This window comes from Burkholderiaceae bacterium DAT-1, assembly GCA_019084025.1.
Classification (GTDB): domain Bacteria; phylum Pseudomonadota; class Gammaproteobacteria; order Burkholderiales; family Chitinimonadaceae; genus DAT-1.
Genome location: JAHRBI010000002.1, coordinates 577,565 through 594,673 on the forward strand (window position 1 = coordinate 577,565; position 17,109 = coordinate 594,673).

General features: G+C 54.4%; 14 protein-coding genes and 1 rRNA gene. 7 read left to right on the forward strand and 8 right to left on the reverse strand.

All coding sequences use genetic code 11. The features are described from left to right. The first annotated feature begins 89 nt into the window (after positions 1-89). Positions 90-818: a DUF4241 domain-containing protein gene (locus KSF73_05835; GenBank protein ID MBV1775231.1), complete on the forward strand. Its 729-nt coding sequence runs from the start codon at positions 90-92 to the stop codon at positions 816-818. A gap of 26 nt (positions 819-844) precedes the next feature. Here the strand turns inward: KSF73_05835 and KSF73_05840 are convergent, their stop codons facing one another. The 5 genes from KSF73_05840 to KSF73_05860 all read right to left on the reverse strand — a co-directional run bounded on the left by KSF73_05840 (position 845) and on the right by KSF73_05860 (position 6,543). After that, complete coding sequence (locus tag KSF73_05840) at positions 845-1,465, reverse strand: lytic transglycosylase domain-containing protein (protein MBV1775232.1); 621 nt, start codon at positions 1,463-1,465, stop codon at positions 845-847. A gap of 18 nt (positions 1,466-1,483) precedes the next feature. Beyond that, positions 1,484-3,202 carry a proline--tRNA ligase gene (locus tag KSF73_05845; GenBank protein MBV1775233.1) on the reverse strand — a complete coding sequence of 573 codons (1,719 nt, stop codon included), beginning with the start codon at positions 3,200-3,202 and terminating at the stop codon, positions 1,484-1,486. A gap of 75 nt (positions 3,203-3,277) precedes the next feature. Further along, complete coding sequence (locus KSF73_05850; GenBank protein MBV1775234.1) at positions 3,278-4,372, reverse strand: hypothetical protein; 1,095 nt, start codon at positions 4,370-4,372, stop codon at positions 3,278-3,280. 9 nt (positions 4,373-4,381) lie between these two features. After that, positions 4,382-4,816: a DNA polymerase III subunit chi gene (locus KSF73_05855; GenBank protein MBV1775235.1), complete on the reverse strand. Its 435-nt coding sequence runs from the start codon at positions 4,814-4,816 to the stop codon at positions 4,382-4,384. Positions 4,817-4,839: 23 nt separating this feature from the next. After that, positions 4,840-6,543, reverse strand: coding sequence for a leucyl aminopeptidase (locus KSF73_05860; GenBank protein ID MBV1775236.1), 1,704 nt, complete (start codon positions 6,541-6,543; stop codon positions 4,840-4,842). A gap of 64 nt (positions 6,544-6,607) precedes the next feature. Between KSF73_05860 and lptF the strand changes: the two genes are divergently transcribed. The 5 genes from lptF to KSF73_05885 all read left to right on the forward strand — a co-directional run bounded on the left by lptF (position 6,608) and on the right by KSF73_05885 (position 12,814). Then, positions 6,608-7,723 carry an LPS export ABC transporter permease LptF gene (gene lptF, locus KSF73_05865; GenBank protein ID MBV1775237.1) on the forward strand — a complete coding sequence of 372 codons (1,116 nt, stop codon included), beginning with the start codon at positions 6,608-6,610 and terminating at the stop codon, positions 7,721-7,723. Then, complete coding sequence (gene lptG, locus KSF73_05870) at positions 7,720-8,790, forward strand: LPS export ABC transporter permease LptG (GenBank protein MBV1775238.1); 1,071 nt, start codon at positions 7,720-7,722, stop codon at positions 8,788-8,790. The genes lptF and lptG overlap by 4 nt, the downstream gene beginning before the upstream one ends. Positions 8,791-8,925: 135 nt before the next feature. Beyond that, positions 8,926-10,434 (forward strand): GGDEF domain-containing protein, encoded by a 1,509-nt coding sequence (locus tag KSF73_05875; protein MBV1775239.1) that lies wholly within the window; start codon positions 8,926-8,928, stop codon positions 10,432-10,434. 108 nt (positions 10,435-10,542) lie between these two features. After that, on the forward strand, positions 10,543-12,612 hold the full coding sequence (locus KSF73_05880) for a carbon starvation protein A (GenBank protein ID MBV1775240.1): 2,070 nt from the start codon (positions 10,543-10,545) through the stop codon (positions 12,610-12,612). Then, the gene (locus tag KSF73_05885) at positions 12,605-12,814 is read left to right on the forward strand and encodes a YbdD/YjiX family protein (GenBank protein ID MBV1775241.1); all 210 of its coding nucleotides are present in this window, start codon (positions 12,605-12,607) and stop codon (positions 12,812-12,814) included. Before KSF73_05880 ends, KSF73_05885 begins: the two co-directional genes overlap by 8 nt. 87 nt (positions 12,815-12,901) lie before the next feature. On the opposite strand, the gene KSF73_05890 is transcribed toward KSF73_05885, so the two are convergent. The 3 genes from KSF73_05890 to KSF73_05900 all read right to left on the reverse strand — a co-directional run bounded on the left by KSF73_05890 (position 12,902) and on the right by KSF73_05900 (position 16,620). Next, a complete protein-coding gene (locus tag KSF73_05890; protein MBV1775242.1) occupies positions 12,902-13,801 on the reverse strand; it encodes a tetratricopeptide repeat protein in 900 nt (299 codons plus the stop codon). A gap of 2 nt (positions 13,802-13,803) precedes the next feature. Next, positions 13,804-14,574 (reverse strand): ParA family protein, encoded by a 771-nt coding sequence (locus KSF73_05895; protein ID MBV1775243.1) that lies wholly within the window; start codon positions 14,572-14,574, stop codon positions 13,804-13,806. A gap of 126 nt (positions 14,575-14,700) precedes the next feature. After that, entirely contained in the window at positions 14,701-16,620 is a 1,920-nt protein-coding gene (locus KSF73_05900; GenBank protein MBV1775244.1) for an ATP-binding cassette domain-containing protein, read from the reverse strand. A 397-nt stretch (positions 16,621-17,017) separates the two neighbouring features. On the opposite strand from KSF73_05900, the gene KSF73_05905 reads away from it, so the two are divergent. Then, a 16S ribosomal RNA gene (locus KSF73_05905) occupies positions 17,018-17,109 on the forward strand; the annotation flags it as partial.

Sequence of the window (17,109 nt, forward strand, 5' to 3'; positions counted from 1 at the left end):
TGGCATAATTTGCTGACAGTAGCGACAATAGGGGCTGTCGTGCCTGATTTGCGCGACAGCTTGTCCCTGTTTGTTCGTTTGAGGCACTCATGAATCTCCATACGCTGTACCCTGACCGCTGGAAAGCGCTCGCCAACGAATCCGCCAGCTGGCACTTGCCCGATGGCACTGAGGCGCGCATGCGTTTCTTTACGGTTGAAGCCGGTCAGCTGTGGTTGCAAAGTGGCCGTCTGGTGCCGTGTGATCCCTTCGCATCGCTGCAATGGCGCGAAAATGGCCAGCTGGAGCTCGAACCCGGCCAGTACCGGGTGGTGGTGACGGTGGCTGATATCAGTGAGGCGCAGGATGGCTCGGATTGCCGCGATGCCTATCTGAGCCTGATTGTGAACGATCAGCCAGCGACGCACTGGTTTTTTCTGGCAGCCTTGCCTGAAGACATGGATTACCCCGACGATCTGGAGGATCACCAGTTTATCGGTATCGAGGCGGCTCAAGGCGCTGTTGGTTTTGTTGATGCTGATGCGGTAGAACGTCTGATGCCTGATCCCGCGCTCGAAGACTGGGAAGACTGGGTGTTTGACAGCGGTGAGCCGGATGCCTGGCTGGCACAGCTTGAAGATCCGGATAATGTGGCTGCAGGAATCGCCAATATTCGATTGCCGAATGCGCAGAATGGCGAAAACATTGTGATCTGTGGCGCAGGATTCGGCGAAGGCAATTACCCTGTGGTCGGGACATTCACCGCCGACGGACATCTCACAGCCGTACACATCGACCTGATGATGCTACCGGTTTCACCCATGCCCGAGTGGGATTGAGCAGAATGAATTGGTGATTCGCCGCCCTAGTTGGCGGCAATCACCTTACTGCCTACGCGCCAGTCAAACATGCCTTTCCAGGCGGATAACACCATATTTGGGTACTCAGGCTTGCCCAGGCTGCCGTTATAGCGACCTAGCGCGCGGTACAGGTCACCATTCTCGATATCGAGATAATGGCGCAGGATGGTGCAGCCGAAGCGCAGATTGGTATACATATCGAACAGATTGTGCTCGTTTGCGCCAATCTGCCGCACCCAGAACGGCATCACCTGCATCAGGCCACGTGCACCTGCACTGGAAATGGCGTACTTGCGGAAGCCGCTTTCCACGTAGATCAGACCCAGCACCATTTGCGGATCAAGCCCGGCGCGGGTGGCTTCATACTGAATCGCTGTCAGCAGCTTTTCACGCATGAAGGCGTCCGGCACTTTCTTTTCCAGGCGGCGCGACATTTCCGCCAGCCAGACCTGGCCTTCGGACGGATGACTGAAGACCAGTCGGGGCTCTGCATCGCTATTGATCGAGCGTTGCATGGCGGTGGAAACGGCTGCAGACAGCACCTCCTCCTTCTGTGCACCTGCAAGGGCTGGCAGGCTCATGGCCGACAGCATCAGCAGACAGGGAAGGGTGAGGCGCGTGGTCATGATGCGTGTTTCCTGAGCTTACTTGCCGAGACGGCCTTGAATGAACGATAGTGCATCGGCAACGGCGACGAGATCCTTGTCGCCGGATTTGCGGTGCACGTATTCGATTTTGCCATCTGCCAGCGATTTGTCGCCAATGGTGATGCGATGCGGGATGCCGATCAGCTCCATATCGGCAAACATCGAACCCGGACGCTCGTCGCGATCATCCAGCAGCGCATCAATACCCGCGGCTGTCAGCTGGGCATACAGCGCATCAGCGGCCGATTTCACTGCTTCCGAACGATGATAGCCGACGCCCACGATAGCCACGGTAAACGGTGCCAGTGCTTCCGGCCACACAATGCCGCGTTCATCGTGGTTCTGTTCGATCGCCGCACCCACTACACGTGACACGCCAATGCCGTAGCAGCCCATTTCCATCGGTTGCAGCTGGCCTTCGGCATCCAGATAGGTACACTTCATTGCAGCAGAGTACTTGGTGCGCAGTTGGAAAATGTGACCGACTTCAATGCCCTTGCACAGCGCCAGTACACCCTTTCCATCCGGTGACGGATCACCTGCTACCACATTGCGGATATCGGCCACGATATCGGCTTCCGGCAGATCGCGGCCCCAGTTGACGCCCGCCAGGTGGAACTTAGGCTTGTTGGCGCCCACGACGAAGTCGCTCATGGCAGCAACCGTCTGATCGGCAATCAGACGTACCTTGCTGCGGTCAATGCCGATCGGGCCGAGGAAGCCCGGTGGGCAGTTGAAGAAAGCGCGGATTTCTTCTTCGGTGGCCAGGCGGAAATCGTTCATGTCCGGCAGTTTGCCGACCTTGATTTCATTCAGGCTGTGATCGCCACGCAACAGGAAAATGTTCAGCTTGCCTTCGGCAATCGCTGCAACCAGCTTCACGGTGCGCTCGATACCGATGCCCATCAACTGCGCCACTTGTTCGCAGGTGGTTTGCTTCGGCGTATCGACATCGCGCAATGCTTCTGTTGCAGCCGCACGCGGGGTGGTCGGGGCCAGCGCTTCGGCTAACTCGACGTTGGCTGCGTAGTCAGACGTCGGGCAGTAAGCCAGCCAGTCTTCACCGGCTTCTGCCAGTACGTGGAATTCGTGGGAACCATCACCACCAATGGCGCCGGTATCAGCTGCGACCGGACGGAAGGTCAGACCCAGGCGGCGGAAGGTGTTGGAGTAGGCTTCATGCATGCGCCAGTAGGTTTTTTCCAGCGACGGGAAGTCGACGTGGAAAGAGTAGGCATCCTTCATCAGGAATTCACGTGCGCGCATCACGCCATAACGCGGGCGGGTCTCGTCACGGAATTTGGTCTGGATCTGGTAGAAGTTCAGCGGGAGCTGCTTGTAGCTCTTGATTTCATTGCGGGCGATGTCAGTAATGACTTCTTCGTGCGTCGGGCCAAAACAGAATTCGCGATCATGGCGATCCTTGATGCGCAGCATCAGGCCCTTCTCGAAGATTTCCCAGCGGCCCGATTCCTGCCACAGCTCGGCGGGTTGAATGGCGGGCATCAATACTTCCATGGCACCGGCCGCGTTCATTTCTTCGCGAACGACAGTTTCAATCTTGCGCAGCACGCGCAGTCCCAGCGGCATCCAGGTATAGAGACCCGAACCCAGTTTCTTGATCAGGCCCGCACGCAGCATCAGCTTGTGCGAAATCAGTTCGGCCTCGCTCGGGGCTTCTTTCAGCGTGGAGAGAAAGTATTGCGACGTGCGCATGGAATACACCCTGAATGGCAAGAGAAAACCACCATTTTACCGCAGCGCGGAGGGGATTGCATGCGCCGCTGTCGGTCAGTTGCGCGATGTGTCCTGCAGCGCTGCCAGTGCGTCGGCAATATGGGCGGCAATCAGCTTCTCTAGCTCAGGCAGAATCGCCTGTGTGACGGATTTGACTGCCTGCTGGTGAATGACTGCAATTTGCTTGCTCAGCTCGGTACGCACCAGACGATGCATTTCCGGTTTGATTTCGTCCATCAGTGCAGCGCAGAGTGCGTCCGCAGAGGCAAGTTCGACCGGCTCAGTCGCAGGCTCGGGGGAAGTGGTCGGTGCGGGAGTGGGCGATTCCAGCTGCGCAGCCACAATCGACCGAAGGGCTGGTGTTGCAGCATTTAATGCGGATACCGACTCGCGAATTGGAATGACCGGTTCCGGCGCGGGTGCCGCGACGGGCGTGAGTTCGATATGTAGAACGTCTTCCTCCACCTGAGGATGGGAGTCCCCTGCGGCAAAGGGATCGTCGAGCATGATGTCCAGTGGCTCGAACGAGAAAATGGTTTCAGGACCCGCGGCCGAACGTGTTTCCGGTGTGACCAGTGGCCGGGTATGGTCGTCGAATTCAACGATCAGATCCTGCGCTTCCGGTACAGGTGCGGGTGCAGGGACGGGCGGGACGACGCTGCCACCATAGCTTTGCGCATGCACCTGAGGTTCGAGTGCTGTCACAGCATCGTCCTCGATCAGATCGAAGGCGATTTCCGGCAATAAAGCGGATGGCTGATGGTGGGTGCTAGTCTGGGCCGATTCCCGGCCACTCAGCGCAGGCACTTCAATCAGCGATTCGAACGATTGCTCCGCCACAGGCTGAACGGTTTCAATCAGTCGTGACGGCGAGGGCGGGGCGACGGGCGTGTCAGCAACAGGCTGAGAGGCCGGCGGCGATTGCGGTGTTTCTCCCAGAATTTCTTCGGTAGAAAACAGCAAATCAACAAAATCATCCTGCGCATCAGCCAAAACGACATTACTCAATACAGGAATGTCATCGTGCTGCGTCGCAATTTCGAGTTCTGTCAAAACGGGAATGCCCGATTGTGAAGGGCCGCCGCGATGTTTCTGCATCAGTGCATCAAGCTTATTCAGCACGGGTGTTTGCCTGGTGTCCTTATCCATGAAACATCGCTATCCAGGGCGGGAGGCCGCCATATCGGTAAAATCAACAGTCAGACCCTGACTGCGATACTGCCGCGCACGTTCGCGCGCCAGATCGCGGGCAGGTATGTCATCGAGCGCAACAATTTCGATGACGCGGTCAAACCGTTCAGGTTGACCGCAGGGTTGGCCAGACGCATTAAACAGCACATTTCGTTCCGGTATGTGTGCAATCGAATGAGCGATCAAAACCGGCGTGTGCTCGGCCAGTGGATGATCATGCACGCAATGCGGAAGAAATCCGATATCGGGCACCTGCCACAAGAAAGTATCCATGGCGGCAGATGCCGAGATCGACCCGGTCAGTATGCCGAGTGTTAGCCCACGATTCAATGCCTTGTTAGCAAGCTGGCATAAAGCCAGATCGTGATTCTGGACATTGAAATAAAAACTGACGCGGGCCATTGCTGCTTTATTACTCCTGTTGATTACTTCTTGGCTGCTTTACTTGCTTTTGCGGCCGGTTTGGCTGCGGGCTTGCTGGCTGCCTTGGCCGCAGGCTTGGCTTCTGACTTGGCGGCTGGCTTAGCTGAGGCCTTAGCTGCAGGTTTTGCTGAAACTGCAACACTAGCCAGCGCTGCACGTGCTTGCAGGAAGCGTGTCAGCAGCGGAACCGGGCGGCCAGTTGCACCCTTTTGTGCGCCGGATTTCCATGCAGTTCCGGCGACATCCAGATGAGCCCAATCATACTTTTCGGTGAAGCGGGACAGGAAGCACGCTGCAGTAATCGAACCGCCCGGACGACCGCCCACATTCGCCAGATCGGCAAAGTTGGACTTCAGCCCCTCATGGTACTCCTCAAACAGCGGCATGTGCCATGCACGGTCACCGGATGTTGCGCTCGCTGCCATCAGTTCCTGTGCCAGTGCATCCTTGTTGGCATAGAGACCTGTAGTGATGTGACCCAGTGCGATCACGCATGCGCCTGTCAGCGTCGCTACATCCACCACTGCCGCAGGGGTGAAACGTTCTGCGTAGGTCAATGCATCGCACAGAATCAGGCGGCCTTCTGCATCGGTATTCAGAATTTCTACTGTGAGGCCGTTCATGGTGGTGACAATGTCACCCGGCTTGCTGGCGTTACCGGCAGGCATGTTTTCACATGCAGGTACGATCGCGATGACATTCAATGGCAGCTTCAATTCACCTACGGCATGCATTGTTGCGATGACCGAGCCGCCACCCATCATGTCGTACTTCATTTCGTCCATGCCTTCGCCCGGCTTCAGCGAAATACCACCCGAGTCGAATGTAATGGCCTTGCCGACCAGCACAACAGGCTTGTCACCCTTTTTGCCACCTTCGTGCTTCAGTACAATCAGCTTCATGGCTTCGGTCGAACCCTTGGCGACCGAAATAAACGAGCCCATGCCCAGTTTTTCCAGCGCGGGGCGCTCAAGAATTTCAACCTTCATGCCAAACTGCTTGGCAATCTCCTGTGCGCGACCCGCCAGGTAGGTTGGTGTGCAGTAATTCGGAGCCAGATTGCCGAGATCCTTGGCGTAGTTTACGGCGGTGCCCAGTGCCTGGCCGCGTGCAGCAGCCGCTTCGGCAGCTTTCTCCCCGCCCTTCACTACGACGAATGTCGCCTTGGCAAGTGCCTGACGTGTATCTTTCTTTGACTTGGTCTGGTCAAAGCGATAGCTGGCATCTACGACTGCACAGGCCGCCTCTTCCACACTCCATTCCAGTGTCTTGCCTTCAGGCAGCTGGTCAATTGCAAATACTGCTTCTTTCACGGCAAAGCCATCAACGATTCGCGCGGCTGCGCCGTAGGCTGCGCGGTACTCTTTCTCGCTGTCGCCCAGACTCACGAGTACAATGCGTTCGGCGGCCACGCCGGCGACCTTGTGCAGAACCACGGTGCTGCCAGCCTTTGCACTCAGGTCACCCAGCTTGATCACAGCAGAAATGTGGCCGTTTGCGGCAGCGTCCAGTGCCTGTCCTGCCGCAGACAGTTCCTTGCCGTTGCGAACGGCGATAACCAGTACGGGGCTCTTGAGTTTGTCGAGTGCAGATGCCTTGATGCTGAATTCCACGGTGGACTCCTGTAAGATCGCGTCTCGCAGTTGTGGTGTTTTTACAATTGCGGCACGAAAGGTGGACGTATTCGGCCTGTAGGCCGATAACATGATTTCGGGAATGATCCCGGAATTGTCCGTATTCAACCGGAAAAAGTCAAAGTACCGAACGTCCGTGCATTCCGCTCTTAAGTTTTTCGGCCAAATATGTGTGCCGCGCAAGCAGATTTTCACCCGCAGCCTGTTGCGCGAGTTCAGCTCGACAGCGGCGGCATCCTTTATTGTCCTGCTGACCGTAATTGTGGTGACTGGCTCGGTCAGAATTCTCGCGAATGCGGCCAATGGGCATGTCCCTGCCGATGCAGTGCTGGCGCTGGTTGGGTTCGAGCTGATCGCTTTTATGCCCCGCATGGTGGCAGTAACCTGCATGGTGTCCGTTTTGTGGGTGCTGACGCGCTGGTGGCGTGATCATGAAATGGCCATCTGGCTATCGTCCGGTGTGTCACTGACTTCATTGATCACGCCAGTGATCCAGTTTGCGGTTCCGCTCGCACTGGTATCCGGTGTACTGAGCATTGGCCTCACCCCTTGGGCCTTCCAGAAGCGGACGGAGTATCAAGAACTGATGTCGCGCCGTGACGAAGTCAACAATGTCGCTGCCGGCATCTTTAAAGAGTCCCGCAATGGCGATCAGGACCAGGTCTACTACGTCGAAAATTTCTCCGGCGAAGCGGGTGCGGGTAAAAATGTCTTTATCAAAATGGCCAAGGAAGGGCGGCAGATTGTTGTCGTCGCTCGAGAAGGCTTCCTTGCGCGCGAAACTGACGGCAGTCGCTGGGCTATTTTGCGCGATGGCCGTCGTTATGAGGGTGCAATTGGTCAGGCAGACTATCGGGTCATCGACTTCAAGCAAGCTCGCGTTCGCCTAGAAGAAGGCGAGCGGCAGGCGATTAGTGCGCAAACTAAAGCGACTGATTCGCTGACCCTCTGGCGCAGCAGTGATCCAGAACATCAGGCTGAACTGGCTTGGCGCATTGCTATTCCAGTCTGCACGCTGATGCTGGCGCTGCTGTCGATTCCGATCGCCTACGTCAATCCTCGCGTGGGCCGCGCCTACAATCTGGCGCTGGCACCTGTCATGTTCTTTATCTACAACGGCCTGCTGGATGTCGGGCAAAACTGGCTGGCATCAGGACGCTGGCCGATGTGGATCGGTATGTGGCCATTCCATATTGCAGCGCTAACCCTGACTGTGATTCTTTTCTTCCGCCGTATGAGACCCGAGAAATGAAAGTATTAACCCGTTACCTCATTTCTCATTTGCTGCGAGTGGGTGGATTGTGTCTGCTGGGTTGGTTGTCATTGTTCGCCTTTTTCGATGTTATCCGCGAACTTGGCGCGCTGACCGGCGACTATCAATTCGTCAAGATGCTGATGTTTGTGATCCTGACCCTGCCTGGACATGCATATGAGTTAATGCCGGTAGCCACCCTGTTTGGCGGCTTGCTGGCATTGGCTGCGCTGAGTCAGGATTCCGAATACACGGTGATGCGTACAAGTGGCGTCAGCCTGGCGCGAATCGTATGGACTCTGGTGGGAACGGGACTGCTGTTTGCCGCTTTCACGATTGTACTGGGTGAATGGGTGGTGCCTGCTAGCGAACGAAGTGCCAAACAATTGAAACTGGCCGCCTCTGGCAAAATTGTGGAACAGGATTTGCGCTCCGGATTCTGGGCCAAGGATGGTCGTGATTTTATTAATGTCCGCCATATTTTGCCCGATGGCACATTGCGCGGCGTAACGGTTATTTCCTTTGATGACGCTCACAGAATGACCGGCTATTTGTACGCAGGAGCAGGCCATCCCGTACAGGATCAAGTCTGGACTCTGGAGGATGTGAACCAAACCCGTATCGCATCTCAGCAAGTCACCCTCTCCCATCTGGCTAATATGGAATGGCACTCCATCCTGAGTAAAGACACACTCTCTACCCTCCTGCTGGAGCCAGAGAAAATGTCAGCAAAGCAGTTATGGACGTATATGGGCTATTTGAGTCAGAACAGCCAGGATAATAGCCGCTATCAGGTTGCATTATGGTCCAAGCTATTTTATCCGCTGGCCTGTATCCCCATGCTGATTTTGGCCTTACCCTTTGCACAAGGGCAAAGACGCTCGGGCGGTTTGGGCATGAAACTGTTTATGGGCGTGATGCTTGGGCTGGTGTTCTATTTCTTTAATCAGCTGGTAGGCTCAATGGGCAAGATAAAGGGATGGTCACCGATTATGTCCGCTACGCTTCCCTCTGTTGTGTTTCTGTTAGCTGCGTTATTGATGCTGTGGCGACAGGAAAAGCGCTAAGATCGGGGTTGAGCGTTGCATTTCTGCAGCGATTGAGTTTCGATTTGGCATTGCAAAGATCAATTGACTATAGTTTTCGAATGATGAATCAGGCACTTATGGCATGTGCTTATCATCTTTTCGGGAGCGTGTCGCGTGCGAACCATGCGGTTGGGGTGTCTTGCACCAGTCTTTTATCTGGCATGTCTGCTTGCCAGTAGGAGCGCCGCATCTGCAGATTTCCTGACAAGGGATGAGCGCGAATGGATTGCTGCGCATCCCGTCATTCTGTGTGCATCCAATATTCAGCGACCACCTTTTCTGTACCTGACCGACCAAGATAAGCAGGGCGGCCTAACGATTCATTATCTCTCTGCGGTCAGTCGGCTGACAGGACTGAAGTTTCAATTTGTTCAGCCAACGATGTCTGATGCGTCGACGGATCAATTAAAAGCAAAATCAGTCGATTTACTTTTGTCGATGGCTTCTCCCGATCAAATGATTGCGGGAAAGGGCTTCAGTCTCGAATATCTGCGTCTCCCGGCTGTTCTATTGCGAAAAGGTGCACAAATCGCTGGCAATCGTGAATTGAGTAAGATCGTTGCCGATTATGCGATACATCCGGGTGAATTAAGCTTGACCGGCAAAGGTGCGGTACAACTTGTCCATGCGGTGAGTTCCACTGCGGCAAGGCAGCAATTTCAGGCGAGCGCTGTCGATGCGATCGTTACAGATCTGGGATCGGCGATGTACGATCTGAATCATGATGGTGAGTTTGGCGTATCACTGGAAGGCAAACTGCCCGGAGAATATCGCTTATTCATGCAATGGCGAGATGACTGGGATATGCTAGGACGGATTTTGAACAAGTCCTTAAACAGCATGACGCCCGATGTTCGTCAGGCAATTTTTACCACAGAAGTACTCAAAGCCCCTCGACCGCAAACTATACCCACGTGGGCCTATCTATCGATGGGCACGGCCATTTTGCTACTGATGACATTAGCGGCCTTGATGCTGTGGAACCGGTCGCTGACTCGCGTTGTCGCGAAACGAACGCGGGCACTGCAGGAAGAACTCACGGAGCGCAGCCGGATTCAGGAAAAACTGCGTGCATTAGCGGAACAGGATCATCTAACCTGCTTACCCAATCGAGCCTCGCTGGATCGTGAATTAAGACGCGCAATCCAACTTGGCGTGCGCATGGGCAATGGCGTGGCCGTCCTGTTTGTCGATCTCGACGGATTCAAGGCAATCAACGATACCATGGGACACGAAGCGGGCGATACACTGCTCAAGTCCGCGGCTGCGCGCATGACAGCTGCCGTTCGCGCGAGCGATATTGTGTCCCGTCTTGGCGGCGATGAGTTTGTCATTGTATTGCAAGGCATTGAAAGTGATGTTCAGTGTGCGCAGGTCGCTGCAAAAGTCATCCTGGATGTAGGTGAACCATACGATCTAAATGGACGGAGCGCCTATGTCACCTGCAGTGTCGGCATTAGCCGTTTCCCAAGTGATTCAACCGATGCAAGCGAATTGCTACGGCAGGCGGATGCAGCCATGTATTGTGCCAAATCGGCGGGGCGCAATCGCTATCACTTTCACGCTGCCGACGTCTCTCCCATTGCTGTGATCGGCCAGCGACGAAGCAGTGAAGAAGGTTGATGCACCAATCACGCAACAGTTGCGTGCAATCTTTGACGGCAAAGCTGCAAACTGGCGTAATCCCCTGCGCATAGTCTGAAAACAGACATTCATTCAAGGGGAGACATCATGATAAATAAACTGGGTGAACAGCTGGGCTTAGGCCTAGCTGGCATTGGCGGCGCAGGTGCGCTTGCCTATGTAGCCTTATCTCGCGGCGAACCAGTCAACGCCATCTGGCTCGTGATTGCCGCGCTCGGCTGCTACATCATTGCATATCGCTTTTACAGCAAATTTATCGCGGCTCAGGTGTTATCGCTTGATGATGCCCGGATGACGCCTGCAGAACAGCACAACGATGGGTTGGATTATGTACCCACCAACAAGTGGGTGCTCTTTGGACATCATTTCGCTGCCATTGCAGGTGCAGGGCCACTGGTGGGACCCGTCCTCGCGGCACAGATGGGATATTTGCCCGGCGCGCTATGGCTCATAGCCGGCGTGATACTGGCAGGCGCAGTTCAGGATATGGTGATCCTGTTCATCTCTACCCGCCGTGATGGACGCTCGCTAGGCGAAATGATTAAAGCCGAGTTGGGGCCGTTTGCTGGCGTCATTGCCATGACAGGCATCCTGCTCATCATGATCATCCTGCTGGCTGTGCTGGCATTGGTTGTCGTCAAGGCGCTTGCCGGCAGTCCGTGGGGAACATTCACCATAGTGGCTACGATCCCCATCGCGCTCTTTATGGGCGTCTATATGCGCTTTATCCGTCCGGGCCGCATTGCGGAGGTCTCAATCCTGGGCTTTGCGCTGTTGATGCTGTCGATTTTCATGGGACAGGCGGTCGCCGAGAGTGCAACGTGGGCACCCATGTTTACGCTAAAAGGCACAACGCTTGCATGGGCGCTTATCGGCTACGGCTTTGTGGCATCGGTTCTGCCGGTGTGGCTGTTACTTGCGCCGCGTGATTATCTCTCCACGTTCCTGAAGATTGGAACTATCGCAGTACTGGCAGTGGCGATTCTGATCGTGGCACCGCAGTTGTCCATGCCCGCGGTCACACGCTTTATTGATGGTTCAGGGCCTGTGTTTGCCGGCAACGTCTTTCCGTTCCTGTTTATTACGATTGCCTGTGGCGCAGTGTCGGGCTTTCACTCGCTGGTTGCCTCCGGTACCACACCAAAGATGGTGGAGCGCGAAAGCCATGTTCGTATGATTGGCTATGGTGCGATGCTGGCTGAATCCGCTGTCGCAATCATGGCGCTGATTGCAGCGAGCGTACTTGATCCTGCCGTCTACTTCGCCATGAATTCGCCTGCTTCGCTGATCGGGACAACTGCAGAATCTGCAGCACAAGCGATTGGTGCGTGGGGGTTTGTCGTCACGCCCGAGATGCTCACGGGTGCGGCGAAGGAAGTTGGGGAAGCCAGCATTCTATCCCGCGCAGGTGGCGCTCCTACGCTAGCAGTCGGGATGGCACATATTCTGTCCGGCGTGTTTGGCGGCGTTGCTATGAAAGCGTTCTGGTATCACTTCGCCATTCTGTTCGAAGCACTCTTTATTCTAACGACCATCGATGCGGGTACGCGTGTCGCTAGATTCATGATTCAAGATTTTCTGGGGCATTTCATCAAGCCACTTGCCAATACCCGTTCGTGGTTCGCCAATTTACTGGCAACCTCCATCGCCGTGGCAGGCTGGGGATATTTCCTATACCAAGGCGTTATTGATCCACTTGGCGGCATTAATACACTGTGGCCATTGTTCGGTATTGCCAACCAGATGCTGGCAGCAATGGCATTGATTCTGGCGACGGTTGTTCTCGTGAAAATGAAGCGTCAGCGCTATGCCTGGGTCACGCTTCTGCCGACAGGCTGGCTGATGATCACCACGCTAACGGCAGGGTGGCAAAAGCTGTTCCACGACAATCCAAAGATCGGCTTTTTGGCGCATGCATCGAAATTCAGCAAGGCCGGACAAGCGGGTGAAGTCCTTGCTCCCGCAAAGAGTGCAATGCAGATGCAGCAAATCATCACCAACGACTATATCAATGCCACCATGTGCGGTGTTTTCATGGCTGTTGTGGTGGTCATGGCGTTAGTGGGGATCAAAGTCATGATTCAGTCTTTGCGACAAACAGGTGCAAACGCGCAAGAAATGCCAGTGCGACTGCGCGAGGTGGGTCAACATGGCTGATCATGCAAGATCGGGCTTGCTCAATCGAATTCGCCAGGGGTTCCGGCTCATGGTGGGTGTGCATGACTATGATGCATACTTGGCCCATATGCAGCTAGCGCATCCCGACGCGCAGCCGATGAGCAAGGAAAGCTTCTTTCGGGCATGTATGGATGCCCGCTATCCGGGAAAATCTGCAAAAGTAGGAAAGTGTCCCTGCTAGCGTGCCGCCCATAGAGTGACAAAGGGGAATGCATATTGCATTCCCCTTTTCGGTTACGGATAGAGTTGGAGCGAGTAGCGACTCAGGTCAGTCAATCGATAGGGCTTTCAATCGTGCCAATCTGTTGGGATCACTTTTGCTCAGCCATGGATCTTCCGCAAGCTGCTTCCATGCTTTGCCGTAATACTGTTTGGCTTCAGGTAAGCGACCCAGTACCACCAGGTTTTCTGCAATTTCTTCGAATACATAACCCAAAAGTGACTTATCCACGCTCTGTGCTTTAGTGAGCGACATTTGGATGTCGAGCGCTTCTGTGGATTTTCCATTCAAGCGTAGCAGTTTTCCAACCGACCAATGGGCAGCATTCAAGCCTCTCGGATCAGGATGAGAGGTATACCAGTCTTCAGCCTTTTTGAGGTACTCCAATGCCTTTTCATAATTACGCTGATCCAGGTATTGCCAGCCAAGATTATTGTACAAGGTGGGTTGCCACTTCATCGCAGCGGGGTCGCTACTGGCTTCTGCAAGCTTCAACGCTTTCAGATTCATATCAATTGCCGAGCCCTGTTGCTGAATCAAGGCCAGCATGTGGGTAGCCTCGATGACAAATCCATCCAGTTTGTGCTTGCTGGCAAGTTGAATCGTGTGGCGCAGCCAGCGCTCAGACAGAGGACGATTGCTGCTGCTATATAAACGCCCGCGTTCGAGCATATAACGTATGCTGATTTCGGGCTGCAGCTCGGACAGACGGGTTTGCAATTCATCCAGCATCGCATGGCCGCGAGCCGGGCGCCCTTGCAGTCCTTCTGCACGGGCAATTTGGGTGATGAGTGCCGCACGCTCTTCCGGCACGCTGCTTCGCTCAAGGGCGGCTTGCAAGCGTGCTTCACTGCCGGGTACGTCGTCGAAATTCCACAGCGTATCAATATCAATAGCGTGGGCACTTATCCATAGAGACAGAGCGATAACCGGCAGCGCGTTCCTCAATTTCACCTCTTGATCTTGATAAACCTCGACTCTATTAACTCGTCGAGCAGATAGGAAAAATCTTCCGCTCCTTCTGAGTCAGGAGCATAACTGAATACGTCCTGATTGTGTCCAACACCTTCGAGTACGCTCATACTTTCGAAGACTCTTGTTTTGCAAAAATCCTTGCCGTATCGCTTTGAAAGCTCATTGGCCACGCGTTCGCTGGTCGGGTGGCCACGCTGATATCGATTTACAAAGACCTTGCGCGGACGATATAAACCCATGCTGGTCAGGCCGCTGAGGGTTTGATCCAGCTGATGCGCCCCGTTCATGGCCAGATATTCAGCCGTCACAGGGACAAGCACTGCATCAGCGGCAATCAATGCCGACAGCGAGAGCACGCCCAGCATAGGGCAGCAGTCAATGATAATCGGTGTACCGCTGCCAGACAGCATTTCATCCTGCATGGCCTTTCTCAGCCTTCTCAGATCACGCCGATTATTCCCCAGCATCATATCGACTTTGGCGAGCTCCATATGGGACGCAATCAAGTTCACCCCGTTAGGTAGGCGGTGAACCAGATCGGTCAGTGAAGCGCCATCCTGAAAGTGAGAAACAATTGTTTGTTTCGATTTTAGCGTGAGGCCTGACATCGCAGTCAGATGAGCCTGCGGATCGAGGTCGATCGCGAGCGGGTCATAACCATTGCGAGCCATGGCAGATGCCAGATTGGCGGAAGTCGTGGTCTTACCCACGCCACCCTTCTGATTGAAAACGGCAATGACAGTCATGTCTTATCCTGTCAGATTGAAAAGGATCGTTTTCAGTGTAGATGGCGGAACGCCGAATTGCCGTGAATGCGGCACAAAAAGTGAAACGGGGGCAAGCGCCCCCGGAATATGATGCGATGTCGGGTTTTACTCTACTTCCCCGCGCTGCTTTTTCTCCAGGATTTCCCAGCGATCCAGCTTGTCCAGTAAGGTTATCTCGATTTCGCTGATACGTGCCTGCCAGTTTGCCGCATCCTTTGGTGCGGTTCGATAGATGTCCGGATCAAGCAGCTTGTTCTGCAGGTCGGCTTGCTCGGTTTCCAGTTGCTCGATTTCCTCTGGGAGTCTGGCGAGTTCGCGGGTTTCATTGAAGCTCAACTTCACCTGTCGATTGCTGCGGTTGGCAGGTTGCGAGGCAGGTGCGGCCGACGGTACTTCCTGTTTAACGGTCGCAGCCTGCTGAGCACTCTTCATCCGGGCGCGAGCAGCAATCCAGTCATCATAGCCACCCGGATTTTCGATCAGCTTGCCATCTCCTTCAAATGCGATCACCTGCGTGACCACATTGTCGAGGAAGGTCCGATCGTGACTCACCAGAAAGACCGTGCCTTCATATTCGGTCAGCAACTGTTCCAGCAATTCAAGCGTGTCAATATCGAGATCATTGGTCGGCTCATCCAGCACCAGAATATTTGCAGGCTGAGTGAACAAGCGCGCGAGCAGCAGTCTGGCGCGTTCGCCTCCTGATAGTGACTTGACCGGGCTGCGTGCGCGTTCTGCCGCAAACAGAAAGTCTTCGAGATAACTGATGACGTGTTTGCGTTCATTGCCGATGACCACGTAATCACTACCCGGACTGATGACGTCACAAATCGGGGTGTCTTCAGGTAATGCCTCGCGGAACTGATCGAAATAGGCCACCTGCTGTTGTGTGCCCCGTTTGACGATGCCGCTATCCGGCTCGATCTCACCCAGAATTAGCTTTAAAAGCGTTGTTTTACCCGCACCGTTCGGGCCAATCAGACCAATTTTGTCGCCACGCATGATACGTGTGGTGAATTGTTTGATTAATGTGCGACCACCATATGCCTTGGTCACACCTTCCAGTTCGGCTACCAGCTTGCCGCTACGTTCACCGCTATCCAGTGAGAAATTCACGTTGCCTACGCGATCACGGCGCGCTGCACGGTCGCGGCGCAATTGCTCCAGGCGTCGCACGCGACCTTCATTGCGGGTGCGCCGGGCTTCGATCCCTTTGCGAATCCAGACCTCTTCCTGCGCTAGAAACTTGTCGAATTTACGATTGATCACTTCCTCTTGCGCAAGCTGATCAGCCTTTAACACCTGATAGCGAGCAAAGTTACCGTCGTAGCTACGAACGATACCGCGATCCAGTTCAATAATACGGGTGGCAACATTATCCAGAAAGCGACGATCGTGAGTAATAAGCAGCACTGCGCCCGGAAACTCGCGTATCAAGCCTTCCAGCCATTCGATTGCATTCAGATCCAGATGATTGGTCGGTTCATCCAGTAATAATACGGCAGGCTCGGATACCAGCGCGCGTGCAAGCGCAACGCGCTTTTTCCAGCCCCCCGAGAGTGAGTCAATGGTTTGCTCGGCGGGCAATCCCAGATTGGAGAGAGTTGTGGCGATTAAAGAATCCACCCGCCAGCCATCACGCGCTTCCAGTTCGTGCTGAAGCGCGGTCATTCTGTCCAGTGCATCACCGTCGCCTGTGCCCGCCTTTACAGATGCATCGTGGTATTCCACCAGTAACTGACGCAAGTCGCCCAGACCTTCAGCTACAGTTTCAAATACGGTTGCCTCGGGCCGCATCGGCGGTTCCTGAGGTACATAGGCGACCTTTGCTTCGCGCGCGATTCTGATTTCGCCGTCATCCAGCTTCGTCTGTCCGGCAATCGCCTTTAATAAAGATGACTTCCCGGCGCCATTACGCCCGATCAGCCCAATGCGCTCGCCAGACTCGAGAGAGAAGCTGGCGTCATCCAGCAAAGCAACATGCCCGAAGGCAAGGTGAGCGTGTTCAACGGTCAATACAGCCATATATGATCTGTTTCTGTGTCTGAAATATCTGAATAGGGCGCATTCTACCAGTCATGCGCCACCCCGCGTGCTCGATGTAAGAATCGAAAAGCAGATTGCGCGCGATTTGTTTGAAAATTTCTTCCCATGCAAAACAGCTACTTACGTACTTTGCGTCAAAAAACTGTAAAAGGGGTGTTGACTGGTTTTTAAAAGCCACGTATAGTTCGGCCTCTCGCTGAACGCGACGCAGCAAACGAAACGAATGCAGCGAAGCAAAAAAATCAGCACCGCTCTTTAACAAGATACAACCGATAAGCGTAGGCGCTTGGTGATGAGCCAAATTGCTTACGCTAAGATTTTAAACCTTGAAAAAGGTTTGAGTTTTGCGTAGCCAGAAACAAGTAGCATAGAGATTGAACTCAAGAGTTTGATCCTGGCTCAGATTGAACGCTGGCGGCATGCTTTACACATGCAAGTCGAACGGGGTAAGAAGCTTGCTTCTTATCT